General features: G+C 36.5%; 18 protein-coding genes and 1 pseudogene. All 19 read right to left on the bottom strand.

The window, feature by feature from the left end:
• Positions 1-28 precede the first annotated feature (28 nt).
• The 19 genes and pseudogenes from BLU30_RS02960 to rfbA all read right to left on the bottom strand — a co-directional run bounded on the left by BLU30_RS02960 (position 29) and on the right by rfbA (position 24,644).
• Positions 29-1,426 (bottom strand): undecaprenyl-phosphate glucose phosphotransferase, encoded by a 1,398-nt coding sequence (locus BLU30_RS02960; RefSeq protein ID WP_090243309.1) that lies wholly within the window; start codon positions 1,424-1,426, stop codon positions 29-31.
• Between the two features lie 12 nt (positions 1,427-1,438).
• Positions 1,439-2,296 (bottom strand): glycosyltransferase family 2 protein, encoded by an 858-nt coding sequence (locus BLU30_RS02965; protein ID WP_090243311.1) that lies wholly within the window; start codon positions 2,294-2,296, stop codon positions 1,439-1,441.
• A 2-nt stretch (positions 2,297-2,298) separates the two neighbouring features.
• Positions 2,299-3,267: a glycosyltransferase family 2 protein gene (locus tag BLU30_RS02970; RefSeq protein ID WP_090243313.1), complete on the bottom strand. Its 969-nt coding sequence runs from the start codon at positions 3,265-3,267 to the stop codon at positions 2,299-2,301.
• Complete coding sequence (locus BLU30_RS02975) at positions 3,264-4,244, bottom strand: glycosyltransferase family 2 protein (RefSeq protein ID WP_090243495.1); 981 nt, start codon at positions 4,242-4,244, stop codon at positions 3,264-3,266. Before BLU30_RS02975 ends, BLU30_RS02970 begins: the two co-directional genes overlap by 4 nt.
• A gap of 129 nt (positions 4,245-4,373) precedes the next feature.
• On the bottom strand, positions 4,374-5,942 hold the full coding sequence (locus tag BLU30_RS02980; protein ID WP_090243315.1) for a glucosyltransferase domain-containing protein: 1,569 nt from the start codon (positions 5,940-5,942) through the stop codon (positions 4,374-4,376).
• A 192-nt stretch (positions 5,943-6,134) separates the two neighbouring features.
• The gene (locus tag BLU30_RS02985; protein WP_090243316.1) at positions 6,135-6,716 is read right to left on the bottom strand and encodes a hypothetical protein; all 582 of its coding nucleotides are present in this window, start codon (positions 6,714-6,716) and stop codon (positions 6,135-6,137) included.
• A gap of 11 nt (positions 6,717-6,727) precedes the next feature.
• Complete coding sequence (locus BLU30_RS02990) at positions 6,728-9,010, bottom strand: RICIN domain-containing protein (RefSeq protein ID WP_090243319.1); 2,283 nt, start codon at positions 9,008-9,010, stop codon at positions 6,728-6,730.
• 554 nt (positions 9,011-9,564) lie between these two features.
• A pseudogene (locus BLU30_RS14075) lies at positions 9,565-9,921 on the bottom strand (DMT family transporter); the annotation flags it as partial.
• Positions 9,922-9,999: 78 nt separating this feature from the next.
• The gene (locus BLU30_RS02995; RefSeq protein ID WP_176770807.1) at positions 10,000-11,820 is read right to left on the bottom strand and encodes a DUF2142 domain-containing protein; all 1,821 of its coding nucleotides are present in this window, start codon (positions 11,818-11,820) and stop codon (positions 10,000-10,002) included.
• A gap of 773 nt (positions 11,821-12,593) precedes the next feature.
• Entirely contained in the window at positions 12,594-14,735 is a 2,142-nt protein-coding gene (locus BLU30_RS03000; protein WP_090243323.1) for a glycosyltransferase family 2 protein, read from the bottom strand.
• A gap of 25 nt (positions 14,736-14,760) precedes the next feature.
• On the bottom strand, positions 14,761-16,086 hold the full coding sequence (locus tag BLU30_RS03005; protein ID WP_090243325.1) for a hypothetical protein: 1,326 nt from the start codon (positions 16,084-16,086) through the stop codon (positions 14,761-14,763).
• A 2-nt stretch (positions 16,087-16,088) separates the two neighbouring features.
• Positions 16,089-17,003, bottom strand: coding sequence for an SAM-dependent methyltransferase (locus BLU30_RS03010; protein WP_090243327.1), 915 nt, complete (start codon positions 17,001-17,003; stop codon positions 16,089-16,091).
• Positions 16,997-18,193 (bottom strand): rhamnosyltransferase WsaF family glycosyltransferase, encoded by a 1,197-nt coding sequence (locus BLU30_RS03015; protein WP_090243329.1) that lies wholly within the window; start codon positions 18,191-18,193, stop codon positions 16,997-16,999. The genes BLU30_RS03010 and BLU30_RS03015 overlap by 7 nt, the downstream gene beginning before the upstream one ends.
• A complete protein-coding gene (locus BLU30_RS03020) occupies positions 18,190-19,908 on the bottom strand; it encodes a glycosyltransferase family 2 protein (protein WP_090243331.1) in 1,719 nt (572 codons plus the stop codon). The genes BLU30_RS03015 and BLU30_RS03020 overlap by 4 nt, the downstream gene beginning before the upstream one ends.
• 3 nt (positions 19,909-19,911) lie before the next feature.
• Positions 19,912-21,180: an ABC transporter ATP-binding protein gene (locus BLU30_RS03025; protein WP_090243332.1), complete on the bottom strand. Its 1,269-nt coding sequence runs from the start codon at positions 21,178-21,180 to the stop codon at positions 19,912-19,914.
• A 14-nt stretch (positions 21,181-21,194) separates the two neighbouring features.
• Positions 21,195-22,001 carry an ABC transporter permease gene (locus BLU30_RS03030; protein ID WP_090243334.1) on the bottom strand — a complete coding sequence of 269 codons (807 nt, stop codon included), beginning with the start codon at positions 21,999-22,001 and terminating at the stop codon, positions 21,195-21,197.
• A gap of 82 nt (positions 22,002-22,083) precedes the next feature.
• The gene (gene rfbB / locus BLU30_RS03035; RefSeq protein ID WP_090243336.1) at positions 22,084-23,190 is read right to left on the bottom strand and encodes a dTDP-glucose 4,6-dehydratase; all 1,107 of its coding nucleotides are present in this window, start codon (positions 23,188-23,190) and stop codon (positions 22,084-22,086) included.
• A 21-nt stretch (positions 23,191-23,211) separates the two neighbouring features.
• On the bottom strand, positions 23,212-23,772 hold the full coding sequence (rfbC, locus tag BLU30_RS03040; protein WP_422717889.1) for a dTDP-4-dehydrorhamnose 3,5-epimerase: 561 nt from the start codon (positions 23,770-23,772) through the stop codon (positions 23,212-23,214).
• The gene (gene rfbA / locus BLU30_RS03045) at positions 23,772-24,644 is read right to left on the bottom strand and encodes a glucose-1-phosphate thymidylyltransferase RfbA (RefSeq protein WP_090243339.1); all 873 of its coding nucleotides are present in this window, start codon (positions 24,642-24,644) and stop codon (positions 23,772-23,774) included. The genes rfbC and rfbA overlap by 1 nt, the downstream gene beginning before the upstream one ends.
• Between the last annotated feature and the right edge of the window lie 3 nt (positions 24,645-24,647).

The following is a 24,647-nucleotide window of genomic DNA, read 5'->3' on the forward strand; positions in this document are numbered from 1 at the left end:
CTTTTTAAGAGTATATTCTGTCATCCTCCTAATACCCATTCTTAAAAACCGCCGCCGGCGTCATAAATAATATTTTCACATCAAACCACGGCGTCCACTTTTCGATGTATTCAATATCACATCGGATTCGTGGCTCAATATCTGTATCTCCCCGCCAACCATTCACCTGAGCCCATCCAGTAAGACCAGGGCGCACGTGATGCTTAATCATATATTTGGGGATCTCGTCCTTAAACTTACTCACATAAAAGGGACGTTCCGGGCGGGGACCGACAATACTCATATCCCCTTTAAGCACATTAATCAGCTGTGGCAGCTCATCAATACTTGTTTTTCGGATAAAAGACCCAAACTTCGTCTTCCGGGGATCATCCTCAGTGGTCCACACCGTATTTCCAACCTCTGGCATATCATTTCGCATCGACCGAAATTTATAAATTTCGAAATTCCTTCGATTCATGCCCACGCGCACCTGCTTATAAATAATCGGGCCCGGCGACGTCAGCTTTACCAAAATTGCCGTCACCAATAGTAACGGGGACAACACAATCAAAACAAGTAGAGAGAATAGAATATCGAACAACCGCTTGATAAATTTATTAAAGGGCTCATCCAGAGGAATATATCGTGTATTAATAAGCGGAATCCCATCCAGCTCATCAAAGGCAGGCTTGGAGCCCTGGACCAAGTTAAAATAATCCGGAATAATCTGGGTCTTGATCCCTTGGTATTCACATTTGTCAATCACCTCATCAATTCGGCGATAGCTGGTGTTTGGCAGAGCGATTACCACTTCATCCACGCGGTATTCCTCAAGGATTTCATTCATCTCCCGGGTCGATCCTAGGATTGGTACCCCCTCTTTCTCGCTTTTGGGATAATAATCATCGACAAAGCCACAGATTTTATAGCCAAGCTGGCGATCGTTCATCACCTTCACAGCAAAGCGTTGCCCAAGGGCACCGGCCCCCACGATGATGATGTACTTAATATTAAAGCCACGCTCCCGCATGCTTCTTAAAATCTTTCGAATGATTCCTCGCTCAGCCGATACTAAAACCACAGAGAAAATATAGAACAGCCCCAGCATATATCGGGAAAAATGAATGCTTTTTCCCGTGTATAAAAATGCCAATAGAATCAAAATCCCAATGGTATTTGCTAAAATAATCTCCTGACATTCCTTGGTAAAACGCTGCTTTCGATAGGGTTTATACAGTCCAAAGATAAGGAATAAAACCAGGTAGACGGGTACCACAAAGGTCAGCAATGCCATATAGGCTTCAAAACGCAGGGTCCGTATACCATCATTAAAAAAAGGCGATGCAAACCGAATATACCAAGCTAACAGCAGTGCGCCACTGACCACAAGCATATCTGCTAAAACCTGGAGAAAATTAAAAAAATGTTGGTTACTTTTAATCATGAGTCCACCTCCTTATCGATTTCGCCAAAGGGCAAGTTTTTTCATCACCTGGGTTCCCCACAAGACGACATTGGTGGTCAGAGGATTATACTTTCCTCGATAGTGCTTTTGATAAAAAATCCCCATGGAATCATAAAAAGCCTCAATGGTTTTGGGGTTCCGTTTTCCAATCCCACTGGCCTTTTTATAATGAAAAATCCGCACATTCGGATAATAGATAATCTGAAAACCCGCTTTTTTAATCCGATAGCACCAATCCACATCCTCACCATACATAAAATAGTCTTCATCCAAAAGGCCAACTGCATCAATAGCCTGGCGACTCACCATCATAAAGGCCCCCATAATGCAATCAACCGAACAGATTTTATCCTCATTGACAAAGGTAAGGTTGTACTCTCCAAAACGTTTGCTTTTAGGGAAGCGTTTGTCCAGCTTCAGGGAATGATAGATCCCATTCGCCGGTGTGGGAAAACTCCGTTTGCAGGCCATATCCAAAGCCCCCGATTCCAAAAGAACTTTGCATCCCAAAGCCCCAACATGTCGATGATTTCTCATAAACGCTAACACATCACCAATGGTATTGCCCTCCACAATTGTATCGGAATTCAGCAGCAAAATAAAATCCGCCACCGAGCCGCGTATTCCCATATTATTGGCCTTGGAAAATCCAAGATTCTCAGAGTTCTTGATGATTTTCACCTGTGGATAGTGCCCCTCGATTTCTTCAATACTGCCATCCTCCGATGCATTGTCCACTACGATGACCTCAAAATCGATCCCTTTCATATTGGCTTCATAAATGGAATCCAGACAGTTTGATGTCAGCTCCAGGGTTTTATAATTAACGATGATGATTGATAAATCCATCTTTACCTCATTTCCGATTGCGTTAATGTTTCGCTTTTGCTTTTAATAATATAGATAGGGCGTCCCTTTGTCTCCAAATATGTTTTTGCCAAATATTGCCCGAGAATCCCAATACAAAAAAGTTGCACTCCCCCAATAAAAAGCACAATACACACGAGTGAAGGATATCCTGCAACAGGATCCCCCCAAATCAAGGTTTTTGCGATGAAGAAACCTATTAAACCGATGGCCAGCAGACAGAGAATAAACCCCATTACCGAAGCCAAGGACAGAGGCACCGTTGAGTAGGCAACCACACCATCCAGGGAATACAAGAAAAGATGCCAAAAGGACCATTTGGTTTCTCCCGTCACACGCTGTCTATTTTCATATTCCAGCCATTTCGTCTCAAAGCCAACCCAGCTAAAAATCCCCTTTGTAAAGCGATTGTATTCTTTTACGGACAAAACAGCCTCAACAACATCGCGCGTCATCAACCGATAATCCCGGGCCCCATCAACAATGGTCATCTTTGACATGCGATTCAGTACGTGATAATAGCGCCGCGCAAAAAAAGAACGAATGAAAGGTTCTCCTTTACGGGATACACGCCTGGCTGCCACACAATCATATCCTTCTGCGACAATGCCCAAATACATCTCGAACAAAAGCTCCGGCGGGTCCTGAAGATCCACATCCATCACCGCAACAAAATTACCCGATGCATGGGACAATCCCGCCAGAATCGCCGCTTCTTTTCCAAAATTTCGGGAAAAACTCAAAAATTGTATCGCGCCATCTTCTTCAGCTAGTGTTTTTAAAATATTGATGGTCCCGTCACAAGAGCCATCGTCGACAAAAAGTAGTGTGATTTCAACGCCAAACTCAGTACTAAATTGAGAGCGAATCGAATTCATCGCCTTGTAAAAGCAATGAATCGTTTTTGCTTCATTATAACAGGGGACCACTACCGTGAGCCGTTGATTATTCATCTTCGATACTTCGTTTCTAATTGTTTTAGTAATCCATCGATCAGCATTAATTCTATTTTGAAATAGTTTAATGTACGTTTTGCCTTAAAGGGTGATTTCTTCAGTGATTTAGCGCCTTTTAAACCCGCCATCAATCCACTTATATACTCTTTACCATATCCACGTACTGCAAACATCGCTGCCTTGGCTGTAAAGCCGCAGAATAGGAAAGGGAAATTCAATAATAATTGCCCTAAAGGCATATTTTTATAGACTAAATAAATGTTATTTCGTGCTGAAATTCGAACCTTAAAGGGTGAGTATTTATTGCCATCAGCGGTTGTTGCACTGCCGATGTGGTAGCAAATGGCCGTCGGCTCATACCAATTTTCATAACCATGGATTAATGCCCGATAAGAAACGTCCACATCCTCAAGATACGCAAAAAAGTGCTCATCAAAGAGACCTATTTCATCAAATACTGATTTTCGGTACAAAGCGGCGCCAGCACACACAGAAAAGACCTTTGTTGGCTTATGGTACTGGGAAATTGGATTCCCGTCACCTCGCTTAAAAGCCCAGCCCAGAATATTATAAAAATCACCAGTGTCATCCAGTTTATTCCGCTCATTAAAGCGAACCATGCGTGACGAAATGGCAAAGCGACGTTTATCAACATCAATCGCCCGGTACAGAGCCTCTACAAAATCAGCTTCAACAACAACATCGTTATTTAAAAGAAGTACAAACTCACCATAGCAAGCTTGAATCCCACGGTTAACCGATGCCGCAAATCCAGAGTTCACTTCATTTTGTAACACTCGCACATTTTTATAATCTGAAAGTACAGCCATGCTATCATCACTCGAACAATCATCCACTACGATGATTTCTATTTCGTCGTTACACTGCCCCATCAGGCTATCCAAACAGGGCTCTAGATACTTTTCTCCATTAAAATTAGGGATAATAATCGAAATTCTTTTAAATTCATCCATTTTATAATCATAACGTAAAAAAGGTGTAAACACAAGAGATGTCACTCCAAAACTAAAAATAATACCCCTCACAGCTTTGTCTTGATTGTTTATCTCAAGGTATTTGCTATAAAGGGCATTGTGATTTAATTATTGTAATTTTTGTTGAATCCCATTCGCATGGTACCATTTTTGAGATGGTTCTGATAGCTTGACGATGATCACGCCATCTTTTTCTATGATACTCCCCTCATTCGGCCATGTTGCCATCATCTGTGACGCATTGACAGCTCCCTGTTTTTGATCTGTTGAGGATGGTAATACGGTGTAACCCAATGTTTTTAAAAAGCCACTGATTCGTCCATTATTCCCATCGTCCCACAAAAAGTAGGAGCCCTTCATTCCCAATGTATCATGTTGATCCATAGCGATAGCATCCGGCTGCTTCGCACCAATGAATACCACTGGCTTTGAATGATAATCGTATCCTGATTTTTCAATTTCTAGCATAATTTCATTCCCAACGGTACAGTCATACTGGTAACGGATATAATCGTTGAAATAAATACGATTCATATTGGATAAATTGAGGAATAAAAGATAAATCACCATGACGATCACAACCTGATGAAGACGCCTATGCTGCTCAGTGGCATTGAGTATCAAAACCATCTGAAGTGCCCCTGTAAGACATAGGCCAAACAACATTCGTCCCATGGTATTATTGGTCCCCATTAGTACGTACATAATAAAAGGTCCGCATGCAAACATAATTGCATAAAATAGGAACTGCGCTTTTTCTTTCATTTCTTTAATGGTGAAAAAGGTGAATATAGCATAGCAAATATAAGCAATGGTCAGTATACAAATGACCGTTCCACCAAAAACACTCTCTGCCCCGAGGAATGGAGACCCAAAAGATACCCGGCAAATATTATAAAGTGCCTTAAAAAGGGTAAGAAAAACACTTTCACCACTCCACCAACCAATAAAACCCTCGGTAATATATGAATCATAGGAGCCACGTATGGTGACAATGCTGAAAAAAACAATAAAATAAGCTACTGTGGAAATAATAGCGATCATTGCCGATTTCCAGACCATTTCAAAGGTTTTAAATTCACGATTTAAGACTCGGATAAAACAGAGCCCAACAATGGCCGTAATGTATAAACCCAAAATTGCTTGGTATATGGAAATTCCATAAAACAAGAGGACAATCGCCCAAATCAAATTTACTTTTGACTTAGTTTTTAGCCATATGCGCGTATTTCCTACAGAAAAAGCCGTCGCCAGCAAGCCCGTCGCCACAGGAAAACTGGACATAGAAAATGCCATCATGTCACCTGCCACAAAGGGAATCGTTGCATAATAAACTAAAAAAACAATCTTAGCAAAGACCTTAAGCTCCGGCAATTCTTCAGCGAAAATAAAAAGGAAAATAAGGCCGGAAGAAAACCATGTTAGAATTGCAAAAAAATCCCAAAGAAAGGGGATTGGCGCACCATTATGAGAAAATATCAAATCGAAAATATGAATTGCAATTCGCCCCTGCTCTAACCAGCCTAAAGGTTGAGTCCCATTTAATAGCCACGTCTCCTCGTCAATGGATACCGTAGGATTGAACAAAAAGAAGCCATAGGCCAGAACTACACAAAAAAAAGCTATAATAATAGTTTTAAAGTTAACACGAAGGTATTCTTTTAATCTCACTGCCATCAGTCTCTCGTCACCTCATATCTTCTCAGCATCTAGCTGCTATTTAAAGAAACACTGATTAAATAAGACCCGAGTCAAACAGTCGCATTAATCAGTGATTCTTTCGCTCTATCAATATATTACCATATGTATGTAAATTTGTCTTCGATTTTTCAAAAGGAGACGGCATTCTCTCCACAATTTGTTCCAATACTAATCAGCTCCGTGGCCCATAACACCACCTTCACCCCTCGCTAATGATTGCATTGCATACGTATTAACCAAAAACTGTCCGTCTTCCTCTCGAACAAACCCGACTCTAGCTGTATAGTCACCTTGAAGTAGTAGTGTTACAATAAATTCAGAATCGCCCCCATAAGCAGTAGGTTCACCTACTTCAACGGGTGTACTAACATCCGTATACTCTCGTAAGTTTTTAATGAGATTGGTACCATCTGACATAATCAATGATTCTTGCGTATCTAAACAGGTTTGTAAATCAGTACTAAATCCCCTTGTCGACAAAGATTTCACTTTATCGTAGTCTGAATTAAATGCCGCTTGATAAAGCTCCATTGCCATCATTTTCATTTTTTCAGTCTCTTCTTTTGTCAACCCTTCTGCTGCCTGAACGGGAATCGTTGGTTTAGGAGTTACTGACACGGATGGAGTTATTACTGTCTCTTTAACACTACTCTCTGGATTCTTCTGTTTTAGGATACTCCATAATCCTATAAGAATTATTACCAAAACTAATATTAAGACACCTAAAATAATTCTGCTATTTTTTTTCATAATCCCCACATTTATAGATTCTTATACGCTCTATTCATATCAATTAACCCACCAAGGCCAGGAATTTGCCCTTTAGAAGAGTATTGCCAGATATCAAAAGATTTGTTAAAAGTTGGTTGATCGTTATATTGGGCAAGCCAAATTTTATAGCTACTCAATCGATCATAATCCAATTTATTTGTAAACCAGTTTAAGTTTGCATAGACCATCGGCGTATAACCACCGGCTTTTATCGTATCACAAAAAGCAATTGTAATATTCGTTAATTCCGTCTTACTCAACCCGCTCTGGCTTCCATCTTCTATATCAAAAGCAACAGGCAAGTCCAATGCACGTCCATTTAGAATACTCAAAACAAATTGAGCCTCAGCTTTTGCCTCTGCAACACTCGTTGCATAGCTATATTGGTACGTTCCAATTGGAAGACCTGCGGCCTTTGCTCTTGAGTAATTTCCCTCAAAAGTACTATCCTTTTCACCATCCCCGGACCGGCCCCAGCCAGTTCTCAAGATTGCAAACTGAACACCTGCACTTTTTGCTGAATTCCAATTATTATTATATCCATTCCAATATGAAACATCGACACCTGTTGAACCTGCTGTTATCGAATAGTCTGGCGTATAAGAAACTGGCTCCATGATCCACTTTTGTGCCTTTGATCCATTCAATTGATAGCACCAAACATTTGCTCCGTTATTTGTATATCCATAACAAATATCCATAGCTAAACTGTTGCATGCCGAAATAAACGTTACACTCCCATCCACATTATCTTGGATCCTCCATTTTTGAGCTACCGTTCCATTCCATTCATACTGTTGAATATTTGTACCATTTTCTTTTCCTGCACTCACAACGTCAAGGACTTTTCCACTTTTCATATTAGTTATTTTATAATAGTTGCTTCCTACACTTTCAACATTAAATTTCTGAGCATTAGTATTATTAGAATCATACAATTGAATATTTGCACCGCTATCTACTGATCCAGCTGCAACATCAACCACCTTGTTTTGGTTTAAAGTAGATTTAAATGTATAGATGCCCGAATAAGAATTGTTTTGTCGCAATATAAAACGTTGTGCTTTTGTTCCATTATTTTGATAAAGCTGGATATTTGTCCCAGCAAAAGTTAGTGCACCATAAACATCAATAACTTTACCATTTGAATTTAAAAAAGTAACTGTCCCATCCCCATTATCAATCACTTTCCACTTTTGAGCATTTGTTCCATTTGATGAGTATTGTTGAATATTTGCACCATTTCGATTCTCATTACTTGCAAGATCCACTGCTTTGCCCGAATTGACATTGATGAAAGACCATGTCTCATCATTGTTTTTTTGTGCCTTAAAGCGCTGTGCATCAGTTCCATTATATGACCACAGCTGAACATTAGCACCATTGTCCTTGTTCGCTGCATAAACATCCATGACCATGTTACCATTCAATGCAGAAACGATACTATAGATCCCACCATCTTTTATACCACTGTAACTGGTGGCATTCTCTAGTGCCATTGTACTCACTTCAGACTCACTATTTTTTTCTTTTACTTCGATTTTGAGTGAACTTTTTAATCCTTCACATTCTGCCCATATTTTAGTTTGACCAGATGTAATGCCCGATACGCATCCATTGTCATCAATACTTACAATATCTTTATTCTCTGTTGTCCATTTCACTCTCTCGTCTTGATTGAAAAACTCTGGCACTTTTACTGTAATAATGCTTTTTTCGTCTTTATCTAACGAAAAACTCTCCACCTCTTCGAATTGGATGCCTTCGGTGACTAATTTAAATCCATTTTCTTTCGCAAATTTTTCTGCATTACTTCCCACATTAGCATAAAAATTAATTTGTTCCGTTGTAGAAATATTTTCATCTCCAATACTATCCTCATCTATGTTAAAGCAACCTTTTTCAAAAAGAAGGACGCTATCAGGAATTACTATATTTCGTAATTCACGAACATGCAAAAAAGCATCCTTACTTATAGCCGTTACCGCATACTCTGATCCATCATCCAGTACTAATTCAGATGGTATGATATATGAATAATTGCTATAGGATGCCTCTTCAGACACAGAAATCAAACGCACCTGTCCTTTTTTTTCTCCATCCGCTTTTTGCATAATGGTATAAATCATGCCACTTTGTTCTATATCTTGATCTATTGTAGAAGATACTCCTTCTGCAAAAACTATATTCGAAAACAAAAGACTAAATCCAATCATAACAAACATTAATAAAAAATAACTATCTTTTCTAAAAAAGCTCAACTTCTTAACCATAATTATAAATCTACCTTTCTACGAAAAACATCATGAAATAGTTCAAATCATTAAAGTTCTTCGTGCTTATTTAATGTTTCACCCTTTTCAAAATTATACTTAATTACAATTGTCATTTCCAGCAGTCGTATAGACTACTGAAGCACATATTTATATTTACATTTCACCTTTCATATTTCTTTAGGCTTGCATTTGAGCATTGCAATAGGTAGTTATTTAAACTGCATAATATTTAAAAACTCTTTTTAAATTCCGATACAAATCAAGAAAATATTTTTATGTTTTTTTCCACAATCCTTCTCAATCTTTAAGCCCTTCAACTATGAATAAAATTTTAACCACCACCTAAATATTGTTTATCATCATAAGTGCCGTACCGCAATGATGTAATTGGATATAGTACAAAATGGTAACTTGCATCTCATCTCTGCTATTTTCAGTATGGTCAAACAGCGTTCTATACAAATATAATTTATAATAATACAGTCTAATTCTCTATACTTTAGCTTGTTCAATATTTCAAATTATACCCATATGACAAACTTCCATTCTGATTACAAGGTTTTGAGATTCATACAAATTACACCTATTAATATAAATCCAATACCAACCCACTGAAAAACTGTAATACTCTCTTTCAATATAAAAATTGATGCCAAAATAATTAAAAAGTAAGAAAGACCTGTTGTTAAAGGCTGAATATAGCTCAAGTCAAAACGTTGCACAATTACAATCCACATCAAAAAGCTCAGTATATAAAGACATAACCCAATTACTGTTGTATAGGATAATTGAAGATTAAAAAATGAATTAGAGAATGTAAAGTTATTAACATCTGAACCAATCTTCACCAGAGTCAATCCTCCAACTGAACAAAATAAATAAAGCACTATTAAAATAAAAATCATATTTAACCTTTCTGTTTTTTTATGACATCAAAATAATCAATCTGTTAAAAACACTACCACAATGAATAGAAGTATTGAATATTATGCTGAATACATAAAAAATAATTTAGCTACTACCGCAATTAGTACACATACTACAGCAGAGATTACTATCGCATTAACTCTATTCTGATTAAAATATGTCTTAATTTTCTCTGTTTTAAATAGTAAAGAGAAAGGTATTATTAAAGGTGCAAAATATCTTCCTTGAACCCCCAAAATGGTGATTGCCCGTATTGAATTAAAGGTGATATATAAAGCAGTAACTACCAACCCCCATGAAATAATAATTATAGACAAGATTACTGCTTTTTCTGACCGTTTATATTTCAACGTATCCGAATCATCTAATATTGCTAATGAAAACAAGCCACAAATTGCCATCAAAGAATAAACTGATGGCAGATTCCCAGAATATGCCAACGATACACTACTTCCTTCGATAAATGTCATTGCATTATTCTGAATATAATTAATGAATACAATTAGATAACGTAACGGATTCATTATAATTGTTAAAACTTGAGTCTTAGGGTCCATATTCGGCACTGGCCATTGGGCAATTCCATGTGTGGTTGAGTAGAGCGTACTTACTAATAGTACAAAGGTTAGAATTATACATAACAAGTATTTTGTTCTTAGCCCATTTTTCTTTTGCTGACTTTCCAGGGGTCCCAAACAAATTTGCTTCTTAACTCTGAAAAAGGATGGAATTTTTGCATTTGGTATAAGAAATATAAGTAAAAAAAACGGTATGTATGTAATCTTGCAAGTACATAGAAGAACAATTGACCCTAAAAAAATTATTAGGTCTTTTTTACTTACCTGTTTATTGTTATCACACTTTGCTTTCATGCAAATAAACATACTTAAAACTAACAATACGGATAGATTCGTAATTGGATCGGCCGAATAACTACTCGCTGTGTATATTTGTGTCGGTAATAATGAAAAAACGAAAAAAGTTTTTTTATAACAAGGGATTTTCCTTATAATAAGTGTCATGATGCTTATATACGAAATTAACGTGAAAAAACGTCCTGTATTAAACACCAGCCAAAATGGTAACTTTAACAACTTTGCTAAAAATATTCCGAATGCTGCTGGTAAATAAGCTGTGGGCATATAACTTTCAGCTGTTGTACTAATATATTGATAATGATTATACTGATTTATGTTGAATTCAGTAAAATAATTCTCTTTTTCATCCGAGGTATCAAAATTTGCTCCATTTCCATTATATGAAAGAAATTTCTCGATATTCTCCGGCCAAGCAATTTCACGTTGATTTGATAATGCAAAATCAAAAGAGGCAATTTGATATGCTTTTACAAAATGCTCCTTTTCATCAAAATTAAAATAATTAGGCATCAAATTTATGATATTCATTCCAAATACCAGTGCAATTATAAAGAAAGCAACATGTATTTTGCTAATAAAAAAACTTCTAAACAAGATTAGTATGCACAAGAGTATCATAACTGATGTACAAAGATAAAACCTACTCCAATTGAAGTCAAACGTGTTGTCAATCTTAAGGTTATCTATTTTTACTGTTTCTTGTAAATTGGAAAAGTTCTGGAAATAGATTTTAGATTTATCCCCATTTCCGTCAATATTTAAAACAATGTTACTCTTCCTTGAAGGAAATACTTGATAACTCTTAGAACCCCAAAAATCACTTTTTCCATTATCAATAATAATATTAAAATCCCCTTCTGTATTTTCAAATTCAATTTCTAAATCTAAAACATAGTCTGAACCCATAATCGATAACCATGTTTCTGCGCTCTCCTCCTTTGGTGATATTACTATTTTATCATCGTATATGCCGATATTTTCTGAAGCTTCAATTGAATCCATTGAAACCATTCTAATTCCTTTTTGCTCATTTGGCAATCGAAAATAAGAATAATTAGAGATAATTTCTATGATTCCCCCAATAACTACTGATACAAATACAATAAGTATAAAAGTAATTATTCTAGTTTTTCTAATACTCCTCATTATGATATTGTATGATGTTTATATTAACATAACATCATAATTTCCTTTCATTCAAATATTATGATTTTGATGCATTTGGGTGATGTGAATTTTAATTTTCATCTATTATAGAATTTCTTACTGGCACTCTATACAATATCTCATTTATTACTAATACTAAAGCACTTCATTGAAATATTCATTTCAATGACGTTAGCATTAATAATAATTGTAATTATTGCAAAATAAAACTTTGAGAAAATATAATTTGCATTGCTATTTCAAACCCCTGAATGATACAAAACAATTTGAATTCAACGCCTTACCAAGATTTAACTATAGTGGGTTAAATAAATTCTCACCTCATATCATTAAATGATAATCAAAATTAAAAACCCCGTTAATTCCTATATCTATAAATTTTCAGTTGCAAAAAACCATCAGCACTTTTATAAAATAAATTTATCGTCTAATCCCAGGGTAATACTTGCGTGCATACAATTCGCAACTTACAACTTCCTTACGTGGTCATTCTGTTTAAGCATTTTAGTACCGAAATCGCTTATTGTCAACTTCTGGACTCAACTATTGATGGATAATACTTAATTTCACTGATCGTGTACAGATTATCGCTCATAATCTTTTTAAACTTACACTTTTATCTCAAATCGTTCATTTTTTAAAGATAAATTAGGATTATAAAAAGGGTCTTTCAGCAAATATGTTCTCCAAGTTTTTTTCATATAATTAACTTCATTAGTAAAGCGCTGTTGCTTTTCTTTTGTATTTTCTAACCCTCTAGATTTAGATTCATAATGTACTGCACTAACATTAGGCAAACACACATTATAGTATCCTTTTCTCAACAACTTAATACACAAATCAACATCATTAAAGGCTACTGGCAAATTTTCTTCATCAAAACCATTGACAGCAAAAAATTTATCTTTTTCTATCATCAAAAATGCAGCAGTAACGGCACTATAATTTGCAACTATATCTAATTTGTTAAAGTAACCGTGCTCTGTGACCGCGTATCCTTTATGCCCGTGACCCGCAACTCCTTCTGACTCAAATCCTCCCCCCAATCCAAGAACTACCCCTGCATGCTGGATTGTTTTGTCATCATATAACAACTTTGCACCAACTGCTGCAATATGTTCCTGAGCGGCATACCCTAACATAATTTCTAGCCAATGAGGGGTAAATATTTCAATATCATTATTTAAAAAAACAATATAATCTCCCGTAGCTTGTCTAACTGCCTGATTATTAAGCTTAGAATAATTAAATGGAATTTCTATACGCAAAACTTTGAAAGCGTTCCCCAAGTATTTTTCATAATACTTGAACAATTCAAAGGTTTCTTGCTCAACACTGTTATTATCCACTACAATTATTTCAAAATCATCATAATTTATTGTTCTGAGCAGTGATTCAATACATAACTTTACATCCGCTGCATGATCTCGCGTTGGAATAATAATTGAAATCTTTGGATTTGTCTCAACTGTATAATAGGGAATGTATGTTCCGAGAGCATTCCCTTTTTTGACAACAACGTTCTTTCCCCTTCTTTTAAATGTATTTTCAAGTGCCTTTTTGCCTGCGTCAAAAGCATACATCTTTGACTCTGGGTTCACTGCTGTTGATTCTTCTATCATCCGCCAATGATACAGGATTTGTGGAATATGTTCAATTTTAGTTGTCCTCTCTGTACATTTTAAAATCAAGTCATAATCTTGAGCACCTTCCAAACCTATTGCAAAACCGCCAACATCATTAACTATTTTTCTTCTTACAACCAGAAAATGACAAATATAATTTTGGGAAAGCAGCGTATCTGGTGACCAATCTGGTTTAAAAAAAGCTTGACATCGTTTTCCTCTGTGATTGATTTTATCTTCATCGCTATACATTATATCTACATCTTTATTCTTGTTTATACATTCGACTATGCTTTCCAATGCGAAAGGAGCAAGAGTATCATCATGATCTAACAATCCGACAAACTCGCCATTTGCCATGGACAGCGCATCATTAGATGTTCGTGAAATATGGCCATTTTCTTTTCGAAATTTCACCTTAATTCGTTTGTCTTTTTGGTGGTATTTCTCAAGTAAAGGTTGGATATCTCTAAAATCTGAGCAATCATCTACCAAACAAAGCTCCCAGTTTGTATAACTTTGATTCAAAACAGATTCAATACACTCCACTAGCCATTCCAGTTTCACATTATATATCGGTACAAGAATTGAAATAAGAGGATTTTTTTTAAAGGGACGAACAGATTTTTCTGGAGGTTCGTTCTGCACTATCCAGTGGTTATACTTTTGTCCACAGCGATCGATTAGTTCTATATAGAGACGATTTGCAAATGGTTTGACACCGTGTCTCTGTAAATAATAATATCCACGTATTACTCCTTGAATAAAAGGGATTTTTTTTCCATTTCTTAAATCTATATCTCTATTTAATTTAATATAAATATCTTGTTGATTATTTTCTGAACGCATTCTCAGTATAAACTTTTTTTTATACTTGAACCAATTTTTATCAAAATAAATTGTAAAACCTACTGGTTCCTCAATACTTAAACCCAGAAAATCCAAAACATCATTTCGATACTCTTTCTGAAATTTTATGCCATCTGAAGATTCTCCAACAACAGAAAGCGATACAGATTGTAAGTCTTCAGTATCTATTCCCCACCCTTTCACTTCAATTTTTTCATCAATATGTGTGATTTTATCAATTCTATAACAGATATTATGGTTCTTTTTTATTTTCAAAGTATATCCTCTCAAAGAATTCTCACTATCGTTTTCTTCTTCCCTTCAATCTCCGATAGCAACTTGTCACCACACGATCAATATCGAGAAGTTTTCCAAAATGACGCAACTGGTAGTCCTGCTGATCAATAATTTTCTGTTGCCGCATACAAATTTCAGCGTACTTTTTATTTGAATTTTTCAGACTATTAATATAAGGCTTAATTATAGATAAGTCACTCGATATAATCTTCATTCTTAATTCTAATCGAGTGACCATTGTATCACCTAAATCAATAATTATTTGTGGATCCTCTGTATCAAATGCCCATAGTGTTCCTTCAATCTTAGTTCCATTAGTTAATAAACAATCAGATGATTCTAAAGTGAAAGCTGTTTCTAATTCATCTCCAATTTCTACGTACTCTATCGCCATAAGTGATGCCTTCTCCACAGGATCAATACGTAATAATTTTAGTCCATCGATTTTCTTCAAGTCTATGGACAATACGATCTCTTTATCCTCTCCTTTATAGGCATAAGTCTCTTTTTGTTCAGCATTAAACCCATTTCCTGTATCATAAAATACTTGCAAATGATCTTCTACACCATCTACTAATCTTTGAATATCTATCACACTCTTCTTATATGAATTTAAAGCACTTGAACTATTTACACCCAATACTTTATCTAAAAAAGCTTGTTCCATACTAGCATAGATTCGCTGTTCTTCTCTTGTGATTCCAAATATTTGATAGACTTCGATCTTATCAAATAAGGTCATTACCAAATTATGGTGCTTTGCTAGTAATGCATTAAGAGCACGATATTTGACAAAGCCTAAAGGTACCAGAAAATCACAGATCCACTCATAGTCAATAATGACCATCTCCCCGTTTTCCCTTTGCATAATATTATCAAAAGATAAATCAATGTTGACCATCCGTGAGGCCGGCAACTCGTCCACCAATAATAAATTTCCAAAGAGATCTGTGAATCCATCTTCTACTTGAAATGGAACAGTCTCCATATGTACTTTTTCAAAAACCTCAAGGTAAACTTTCAAAATATGGAGTACTGCAAATTTATCTCCGTCTTCCAGAGCTTTCAATATCAATTCATAGATGCTGATACCCTCTATATAATCAAAAGCAATGCCATTACTAACTTCCTTACATGCAGCTATGTTACTTTTTCCAAATTCGTTTGTCTGTGTATAATACTCCAGCATTTTGGCAATATGGACTTCGCCTTCTTTATGAATTGCTCGTTTGATTACAATTTTCTTTCCTTTACTATCCATGAATATCGCCGTCTCTGTTTGAAATTGTCGCTTTCTTTCTCTCGTGATTTTAGAATATATTTTTTTCAATGTTAAACTCCAATTTCAATTAAAAATGAATTTGCAAAAAACGGATAAACTTTAGATGCCAAAATATTCTTATAAACCGCTGTCTCATTAAACAAATACATGCGACTATTATCATACTGGTCTAAGCTACAGGTTAAGTCCTCCTCTTTTGGAAGACAATCTTCGGAAAAAATTATCCTTGGAAATTTATAATCGGGATGGGGGTAAAAGAACTCACAATGAGAAAACCCTGCTTTAACAATAATGTCTTCCAACTCAATTTTTGAAAAAGTCCTCACCTTACTGTCCGTAGCATGATAACCTTCTATGCCATCAAAAAACACTCCTGTATGGTCTTCACGCACACCTGCCCAATATTTAAGCCCGAATTTATTTTCAATAGCCATAAGGATTTTCCCCTGAGGTTTCAATAATTTTTTTATACGCTTCAGAAAATCTGTATATGGACTATCCCCTACTGTATAATATCGTGCATATTCAAATACCCCAATCAAAGTGATATAATCGTATTGTTTTTCAAAGCATACATCATTAAAATTCCCTACCAATATTTTAATATTCTCACAATCTTGATTTCGGTATGCATTGATTAGAGACCGCCGTTTGGATAATTCATTACAGGTTACTTCACTGGCCTTTCTGCTCAAAACTCCAGTAATCGCACCACATCCTGCTCCAATCTCCAATATTTCAGCATTTTTTTCAAAAGGATACCACTCCAGAATATTTTGCCTGACCAAAGAAAGATGGTACAGAACCGGCCAACGATTATCCTTCGCAATAACAATCTCAAGTTCCTCTTCCGTATTATTCTTAACTATTTCCAGGATTTCATTCTCAATATCTCCATCACTATAATCATCTTTTCCTGAATAAAAACAATAATCTACTTTGACATTACCAATCAATTCTACCACGATTTCTCCTCCAATAAATTCACCAACTCTGGCATAAATGGAAATGCATCTCTACTTTCATAATAAGTCATATTAATTGGTATCTCATCAACCACTGGCTTATATGTACAACAAATCTCTTCTAGTTGGTTTGCGATAGCCTGCGGTCTTACTTGCACAGATGTAATAAAAGGACTAAAGCTACTTAAATCCTTATTCTCAAATTGATTAGTGAGCGTTCTGACGCCGAAAGTTGCCATCTCTAAAGGAGGATAACTAGGATGTGGTGATACCATTAAAGAGATACCAGCATAAGATTCATCTAACAACTTTGCATACTGATCAATAGTTAGCTTTCCCAATGATTTTAAAAACATCTTTTTCCCAAGATCAATTTCTTCAAAGGATTCTCCAGCAGATAAAATAATCCAAGATTGAATATCACTTTGTTTTCCAACCCATATTTTTAAGGACTGTACAATAATTTCCATAGCATTCCGTGGCGTTCCTGGACGCCCATAAATTAAGATTTGTTTCTTTTTTATAGCTTGTTCTTTACGCTTCTTTTTTTCAATATATTGACGCAATCCGCTATTGAATACCGGGTCAAAACAATATTCCTTCTCAAAAACATAATTTCTTACCTTAAAAAAATCCATCAATTGGTATGAATTAAAAACAGCAATCTGTTTATGTCTATCCCGATATGTGGAATCTGCCAGCACATATTTACTGGACCAAGGATAAAAACCTGGTTCAAAATCCTGGATAAGATAAATAATAGGATGTTTGTATTCCCCACCATTCAATGAAAAAATATTTAACGCCTCTTGCAGACAATAGGCAGTCCACCATCCAGTTTCAATAAAGAAGTCATTGGGAGATACTAGGATACCATAAGGATCCCGATGAACATAGGAAATGATTTGGTTTCGATCATCACACTCTTCTTTACACTGTACAAAACGGTAAACCTGCTTATAATTTTTTTCAGCTTCCTTTGAAGGTTCTGCATCCACTAAAATAATTCTTTTGTCAAACCCTCCACATTTTGCCGCTACATCAAAAAACTTGAGTGCTGTTGCAATTCCACCAAACACATGCTCTGGGTTAATAGACGGTAAAAGTATATTGAGTCTTTTTCTTGGATACATTCCCTTTCGAAAATGATATGGATTAATTTCCGCAATTTTTGTTTCAATTTTACTCAACAGTTTTTTCTCCTTGTTGGAATCATACAAAAGGAATCTAATTGCTCATTAAAAAACGGATCCCCCTCAGTTCGCATTTTCCCATAAAAATGGTCGGATAGTTTAAAATCAGAATTGGGTACATTTGACGCATCTCTACTCTTCGACTCAAAATGATAGAGCCGCACCATAGGATCCACAATATTTCGCAACCCCATTCCTAGTGCTCTTAAGCATAACTCAACATCGCTGCCACAGATGAGAAAACGTTCATTAAAGAGACCAATTTTTTCAATGGTACGACGGCTAATCGCCATACAAGCACCCGTAACACTGGATACATTCCGAACAAGTAATGGCGAAATAAATGGCGTTCCTGTATGTTCAATCGGTGCTCCTTTATATACGTGATCCGCCCATCCGTTCATCCCAACCACAACCCCTGCATGTTGTATTGTCCTGTCCTCATACAATAACAAACCACCAACTACACCTACTCCATCCTGAGTTACTTTTGCCACCATACGCTCTAACCATCTTCCTTCAATAACTTCTGTATCATTATTTAAAAATACAAAAACATCGGCCTGACTATTTTTTATGCCAATATTATTGAGTTTCGACCAATTAAATGGGATATTTGCGTCAATAACCTTAACTGGAAGTGATGACTCTTGTAACTCAAAGAGATATTGAGCAGTAGTTTTTTCCTCAGATCGATTATTAATCAAAAGTATCTCGTAGTTTTTGTATGTTGTTTTTTCAATAATACTCTTGATACAATTTCGAGTCATCTCCGTTTGATCTCGCATAGGGATAACAATTGCAACTTGGGGATATCCTTCTATTTCATATTCAACATCATACATAAAAAACCGATCCAGCTCATTAACCCTTGCTTTCCCGATTCCATATTTTCGATTTAAATGATCTTGAACCGCCTGTTTGCCACTAATCTGAGAATATGGTTTGGCATTTGGGTTGACCGAAGTTGATGTAGGCAATGCTCGCCATGAGTAAAGAATTTTAGGAATATGATAAATATTTGTAGTCTCTTCTATCGATCTTAAAATCAAATCATAATCTTGACTTCCGTTATACTCGCTTTTAAAGCCTTCGACCTTTTCGAAAAGTGTCCGCTTCAATCCAACCAGATGTCCCATATACATCTGACTAAGGAGTAGATCATAGGACCAATCTGGTTTACATAAGGGATTACTTCTATGGCCCATTATATCGATCATATCTTGATCACTATAGATTATATCTGGATTATCTTGATCTACTGCTTTCTTAAACTCATATAGAGCATCAATTGTGATTTCATCATCATTATCCATGAGCAAAATATAATCTCCATCGGCCATACTTGCTGCTATATTGCTTGCCTCCGAAATACCCACGTTTTTATCAAGATTTCGGATTTTTATCCGATCTGACATAATTGTTTCCAGAAATTCTGCAACCCCCTCCTTTGTGGAACAATCATTCACAATACATAGTTCCCAATTAGGATAAATTTGTCTTTGAACTGACTCAATTGCTTTACTAAGCCATTTTATTTCCACATTATAAACAGGCATCACAATTGAGAATTTTATTTTGCAGCAGCTTTGATCTCTGTAAATCTTCCGAAGCGACCATTCTTTTTTCTTTCTGTTTGAATACCTTTTAACTTTGCGTGCACATATCTTACTCGCTATAAAAATTTTTCGGATTTTTTCCATATTATTCATTTTTTAATTGCTTTCCACACTCTTTTGAATACTTACTTTTGAATCCAAATCAAAATAACCTACTGTCGTTTTATCAGACATCACTGATATTTCTGCAACATCATACAAGCGATGATATACTACTAGATTACCTAATTGATCAAGACCTGTACATCCTAACGAAATAAAATAGTACCCGCTTTGAAGCGGAATCTTTTGAGTAAAAGATATTTCGTATACATCCCCCCTAGATGCTACAAACCCATTCATTTTTTCCGACATATTATTGGTTCCACAAATTTCTGAACCTTTTACATTCTTTATGGTAAACGCAAAAATAGGATTGTGAATTTCTTTATGAAATTTTACCTTAAAGCAAAAACTGATTTCATTGAATTTTTCAATTTGCTGACAAGCATTGCCTTGGGCATCCTCAAAGCGAATATCTACAATCTCTGCATCCTTCGTTCCATACTCCAGTATTTTTTTTGACAGAGCAATATTTGAAGACAAATTTTTCTCCACTATTTGCTCTTGTTCTCTTACATCATTATCGTTTTGATTAACTAAAATCTTTTTGTACAAGTCTACCATTTCTCGTGAAGATCCAAGTGCAACCTGCTCACCGTTGTTGATAACCATTACGCGGTCGCAATATTTAATGACACTACTTAAATCATGGGTTACAAATACAATCGTCTTTCCTTTTTCTTTAAATTCTGCAAACTTTTTATAACACTTCAACTGAAAAAAAGCATCACCAACACTCAGTGCTTCATCTACGATTAAAATTTCAGGCTCTACATTGATAGCTAATGCAAAGGCCAATCTGACAAACATTCCGCTTGAATAAGTTTTTACGGGCTGATATACATGATCCCCAATATCCGCAAATTCTAGAATAGTCGGTACTTTTTCTGCAATCTCTTCCCGACTAAACCCCATAATATCTCCATTTAAATAGATATTTTCAATTCCTGTGTATTCCTGATTAAAACCGGCTCCTAACTCAAGGAGGGCAGATATTCTTCCATTAATTTCTAAATTGCCTGATGTTTTCGATAAAACTCCCGTAATTATTTTTAATAATGTTGATTTGCCGGAACCATTTTTACCAATAATACCAAAGCACTCTCCCTCTCTGATAGTAAAATTAATATCCTGTAAAGCGTAAAAATCAGAATGATAATTTTTGCGAGTTAAAGAAAAAGCTTCTTTCAATCGGTCTTTTGGCTTTTTGTATAATTGATATATTTTTTGTATATGGCTAGCTCTTATAATTTCATTTGACATTTCTTGACTCCATTTTATAGCACATCTGAAAAATGTGGATTCATTTTATTGTAAATTAAGGATCCCAATAAAAGCATGACAAGAGTAACTATCCAAAAATACACTGTCATTTCTCCGTGCTGCCAAAACCAACCTTGGCTTAGAAAAGATTCACGATATCCTTGTACTATATACATTAGTGGATTTAACTTAAACAATAAATGGTACTCACTCGGAAACTGATTTATACTCCATAAAATAGGTGTTCCCCACATCAACACTTGCAAAATAATTCCAATCAAGTTTGTAATATCTGAAAAGAAAGGCTGAATTGAAGCTGTTATCCAAGTAATTCCTGTTAAGATAGCAATCAAACAGAACAAATAATATAAAATCTGTAGGCTATACAATGATGGGTAAAAACCATAAAGACTTGTCAAAAGAAAAGCTATCCCTATAAAAAAAATGTGTGTATAAAGATTCGACAATAACTTAGCAGTCGGAAGAACTTTAAAGTTAAAAACGACTTTTTTCACAAGATAACTATAATCTCGGAAACAATTTGTAGCTGATAATATAGTGTCCGAAAAAAAGAACCATACAATAATTCCCGTAACCAAATAAATAATGAAAGGGATACTTCCGTCTGTCATCCCTGCCTTCATGCCTTTTTCAAATACGAACCAATACACAGCAATAGTTACCATCGGTGTGAAAAACGCCCAAAAGACTCCAAAAAAGGAGCCTGCATATTTTGCTTTAAAATCATTGACTGAAAACTGAATCAATAGTTTTCGATTTTTATATAAATCCCTAAAAAAGGATAGAAAATCTTTAATCATATTATCCCTTCTAAAAATAACGCTGCCGCTGTATATACTTTTTGCAAAGACCAGCGGCAGCAATCATTTAATTGTATCTTACTTATTTCTTCGAATACATCTTATCGTAATATTCCTGATACCCACCGGATTTCACCTGGGCGACCCAGTCTTGGTTGTTCAAGTACCATTCAATGGTCTCAACAATCCCTTCTTCGAAGGTATAGGAGGGCTCCCATCCTAGTTCGGTGGTAATCTTCGTGTTATCGATGGCATAACGCCGGTCATGGCCCAGGCGATCCTCCACGTGGATTTTTAGGTCATCATTCATCTTAGATGTGTCAACTGTAATCCCCGTGTAAGAATCAGCATCCAGCTTCGCCTTCACATTTTCTAAGATCAGATCGACAATCTGAATATTGGCCTTTTCATTATTCCCACCAATATTATACACTTCACCTAAACGCCCCTGATGAAGCACGGTATCGATACCGCTGCAATGATCCTTGACGTGGAGCCAATCCCGAATCTGCATACCATCCCCATAAATCGGGAGGTTTTTCAAATCCAACACATTGGAAATCATCAGTGGAATGAGCTTTTCCGGGAACTGATAGGGTCCATAGTTATTGGAGCAACGGGTAATGTTCATAGGGAATTTAAAGGTGTTCCGATAGGCACGGACCAATAAATCTGCACCAGCTTTTGATGAAGAGTAGGGACTATTGGGCTGAATGGGTGTGGTTTCTGTAAACATCCCAGTCTTACCAAGGGCGCCGTAAACTTCATCGGTGGAGACCTGAAGGTATTTTACGTCATCCTTATAGGTTGGATAGCCATCGGCATCTTTCCCAGTCTGCCAGGCATCCTTGGCCGCTGCCAAAAGCACCTGGGTTCCCAGAATATTGGTCTGCACGAAAATTTCAGGATTCTCAATACTGCGGTCCACATGGGATTCTGCTGCAAAGTTCACGATATAATCAAAGGTGTACTCACTAAATAAAGTGGCGATAAAATCACGATCTGCTATATCACCCTTGACAAAAACATAATTTGGATTTTCTTCAATATCTGATAAATTTTCTAAATTCCCAGCATAGGTGAGCGCGTCCAGATTAACAATTAAATAATCGGGATGCTGATCAAGCATATATTTGACAAAATTGGAGCCAATGAATCCGGCACCACCTGTAACTAAAACTGTTTTCAACACATTCTCCTTTATCATTCTCTAAAATTCCAGAGTATCTTTAATTTCCTTCAAAAAGGGTTGTTTTTGATCCTTGTCTGATAACAATAATTCCCCTACCCCATCGATGGGCCATTCTACCCCGACATCGGGGTCATTCCAACGAATACCACCGTCGTATTCCGGAGCGTAGAGGTTTGTACATTTATAATTAAAGGTTGCTTCGTCAGTGAGCACCACGAAGCCGTGGGCAAAGCCTTCAGGGATGTAAAACATGGTTTTATTATCCGCACTCAAGGTGACGCCTTCCCATTGTCCATAGGTCTTAGAGCCCTTTCGCAGGTCAACGCCGACATCCCACACAGCCCCCTGGGTACAGCGCACAAGCTTCCCCTGGGAAAACTTCCGTTGGAAGTGAAGCCCCCGAAGGACACCCTTTTTAGACTTCGACTCATTATCCTGGATAAAGACCATATCAAGTCCGGCATCCTCAAAAACCTTTTGATTGTAGGTTTCCATAAAATAGCCCCGATCATCTCCAAACACCTGGGGCTTGACAATGACCAAACCATCAATTTTTGTTTTTACAACTTCGATTCCCATTATACCTCTTCCTTAACCAATCGCAACAAATACTGCCCATAGGCTGTTTTTTTCATGGGCTCAGCCAACTTTACTAACTGCTTTCCGTCGATAAAACCACGGCTATAGGCTATTTCCTCAACGCAGGAGACATAGAGTCCCTGGCGTTTTTGGATGGTTTCAACAAAATTAGAGGCTTCGATCAGGCTGTCGTGAGTGCCAGTATCCAGCCACGCCATACCGCGACTGAACAGCTCTACCTTCAAATCCCCGCGTTTTAAATAAGTTTCATTGACTGTTGTGATTTCCAGCTCACCCCGGGCAGATGGCTTAATGTTTTTAGCGATTTCCACGACATCATTGTCATAGAAATATAACCCCGGCACTGCAAAATTGGATTTAGGCTTTTCGGGCTTTTCCTCCAGGGAGATGACACTGCCATCCTCCGCAAATTCCACCACGCCGTAGCGTTCTGGATCAGTAACCGGATACCCAAAGACCATGGCTCCGTTTTTAAGCTCGGATGCTGCCTTTAGAGACTGGGTAAAGCCCTGTCCATAAAAAATATTATCCCCTAAAACTAGAGCGACTTTATCATCTCCAATGAATTCTTCACCAATAATAAAGGCCTCGGCCAAACCATTGGGGGCCTCCTGGACCTTATAGGTGAATTTCAATCCCAGTTCTTCCCCTGTCCCGAACAACCGTTCAAACATGGGCAGGTCCACTGGTGTTGAGATAATCAGTATATCCTTAATCCCCGCTAACATCAAGGTGGATAAAGGATAGTAAATCATCGGTTTATCATAAATCGGTAATAATTGCTTGGATACCGAACGGGTAATGGGATATAATCGCGTTCCAGAACCCCCCGCTAAAATAATGCCTTTCATATT

It is taken from the genome of Eubacterium barkeri, from assembly GCF_900107125.1.
In the GTDB taxonomy this organism is placed as follows: Bacteria; Bacillota; Clostridia; order Eubacteriales; family Eubacteriaceae; genus Eubacterium_O; species Eubacterium_O barkeri.

Excerpts from the sequence above, each read along its gene's own strand:
- BLU30_RS02960 (WP_090243309.1), bottom strand. The coding sequence starts at position 1,426 with ATGATTAAAAGTAACCAACATTTTTTTAATTTTCTCCAGGTTTTAGCA.
- BLU30_RS02965 (WP_090243311.1), bottom strand. The coding sequence starts at position 2,296 with ATGGATTTATCAATCATCATCGTTAATTATAAAACCCTGGAGCTGACA.
- BLU30_RS02970 (WP_090243313.1), bottom strand. The coding sequence starts at position 3,267 with ATGAATAATCAACGGCTCACGGTAGTGGTCCCCTGTTATAATGAAGCA.
- BLU30_RS02975 (WP_090243495.1), bottom strand. The coding sequence starts at position 4,244 with ATGGATGAATTTAAAAGAATTTCGATTATTATCCCTAATTTTAATGGA.
- BLU30_RS02980 (WP_090243315.1), bottom strand. The coding sequence starts at position 5,942 with ATGGCAGTGAGATTAAAAGAATACCTTCGTGTTAACTTTAAAACTATT.
- BLU30_RS02985 (WP_090243316.1), bottom strand. The coding sequence starts at position 6,716 with ATGAAAAAAAATAGCAGAATTATTTTAGGTGTCTTAATATTAGTTTTG.
- BLU30_RS02990 (WP_090243319.1), bottom strand. The coding sequence starts at position 9,010 with ATGGTTAAGAAGTTGAGCTTTTTTAGAAAAGATAGTTATTTTTTATTA.
- BLU30_RS02995 (WP_176770807.1), bottom strand. The coding sequence starts at position 11,820 with ATGGATTCAATTGAAGCTTCAGAAAATATCGGCATATACGATGATAAA.
- BLU30_RS03020 (WP_090243331.1), bottom strand. The coding sequence starts at position 19,908 with ATGAATAATATGGAAAAAATCCGAAAAATTTTTATAGCGAGTAAGATA.
- BLU30_RS03025 (WP_090243332.1), bottom strand. The coding sequence starts at position 21,180 with ATGTCAAATGAAATTATAAGAGCTAGCCATATACAAAAAATATATCAA.
- BLU30_RS03030 (WP_090243334.1), bottom strand. The coding sequence starts at position 22,001 with ATGATTAAAGATTTTCTATCCTTTTTTAGGGATTTATATAAAAATCGA.
- rfbC (WP_422717889.1), bottom strand. The coding sequence starts at position 23,772 with ATGGGAATCGAAGTTGTAAAAACAAAAATTGATGGTTTGGTCATTGTC.
- rfbA (WP_090243339.1), bottom strand. The coding sequence starts at position 24,644 with ATGAAAGGCATTATTTTAGCGGGGGGTTCTGGAACGCGATTATATCCC.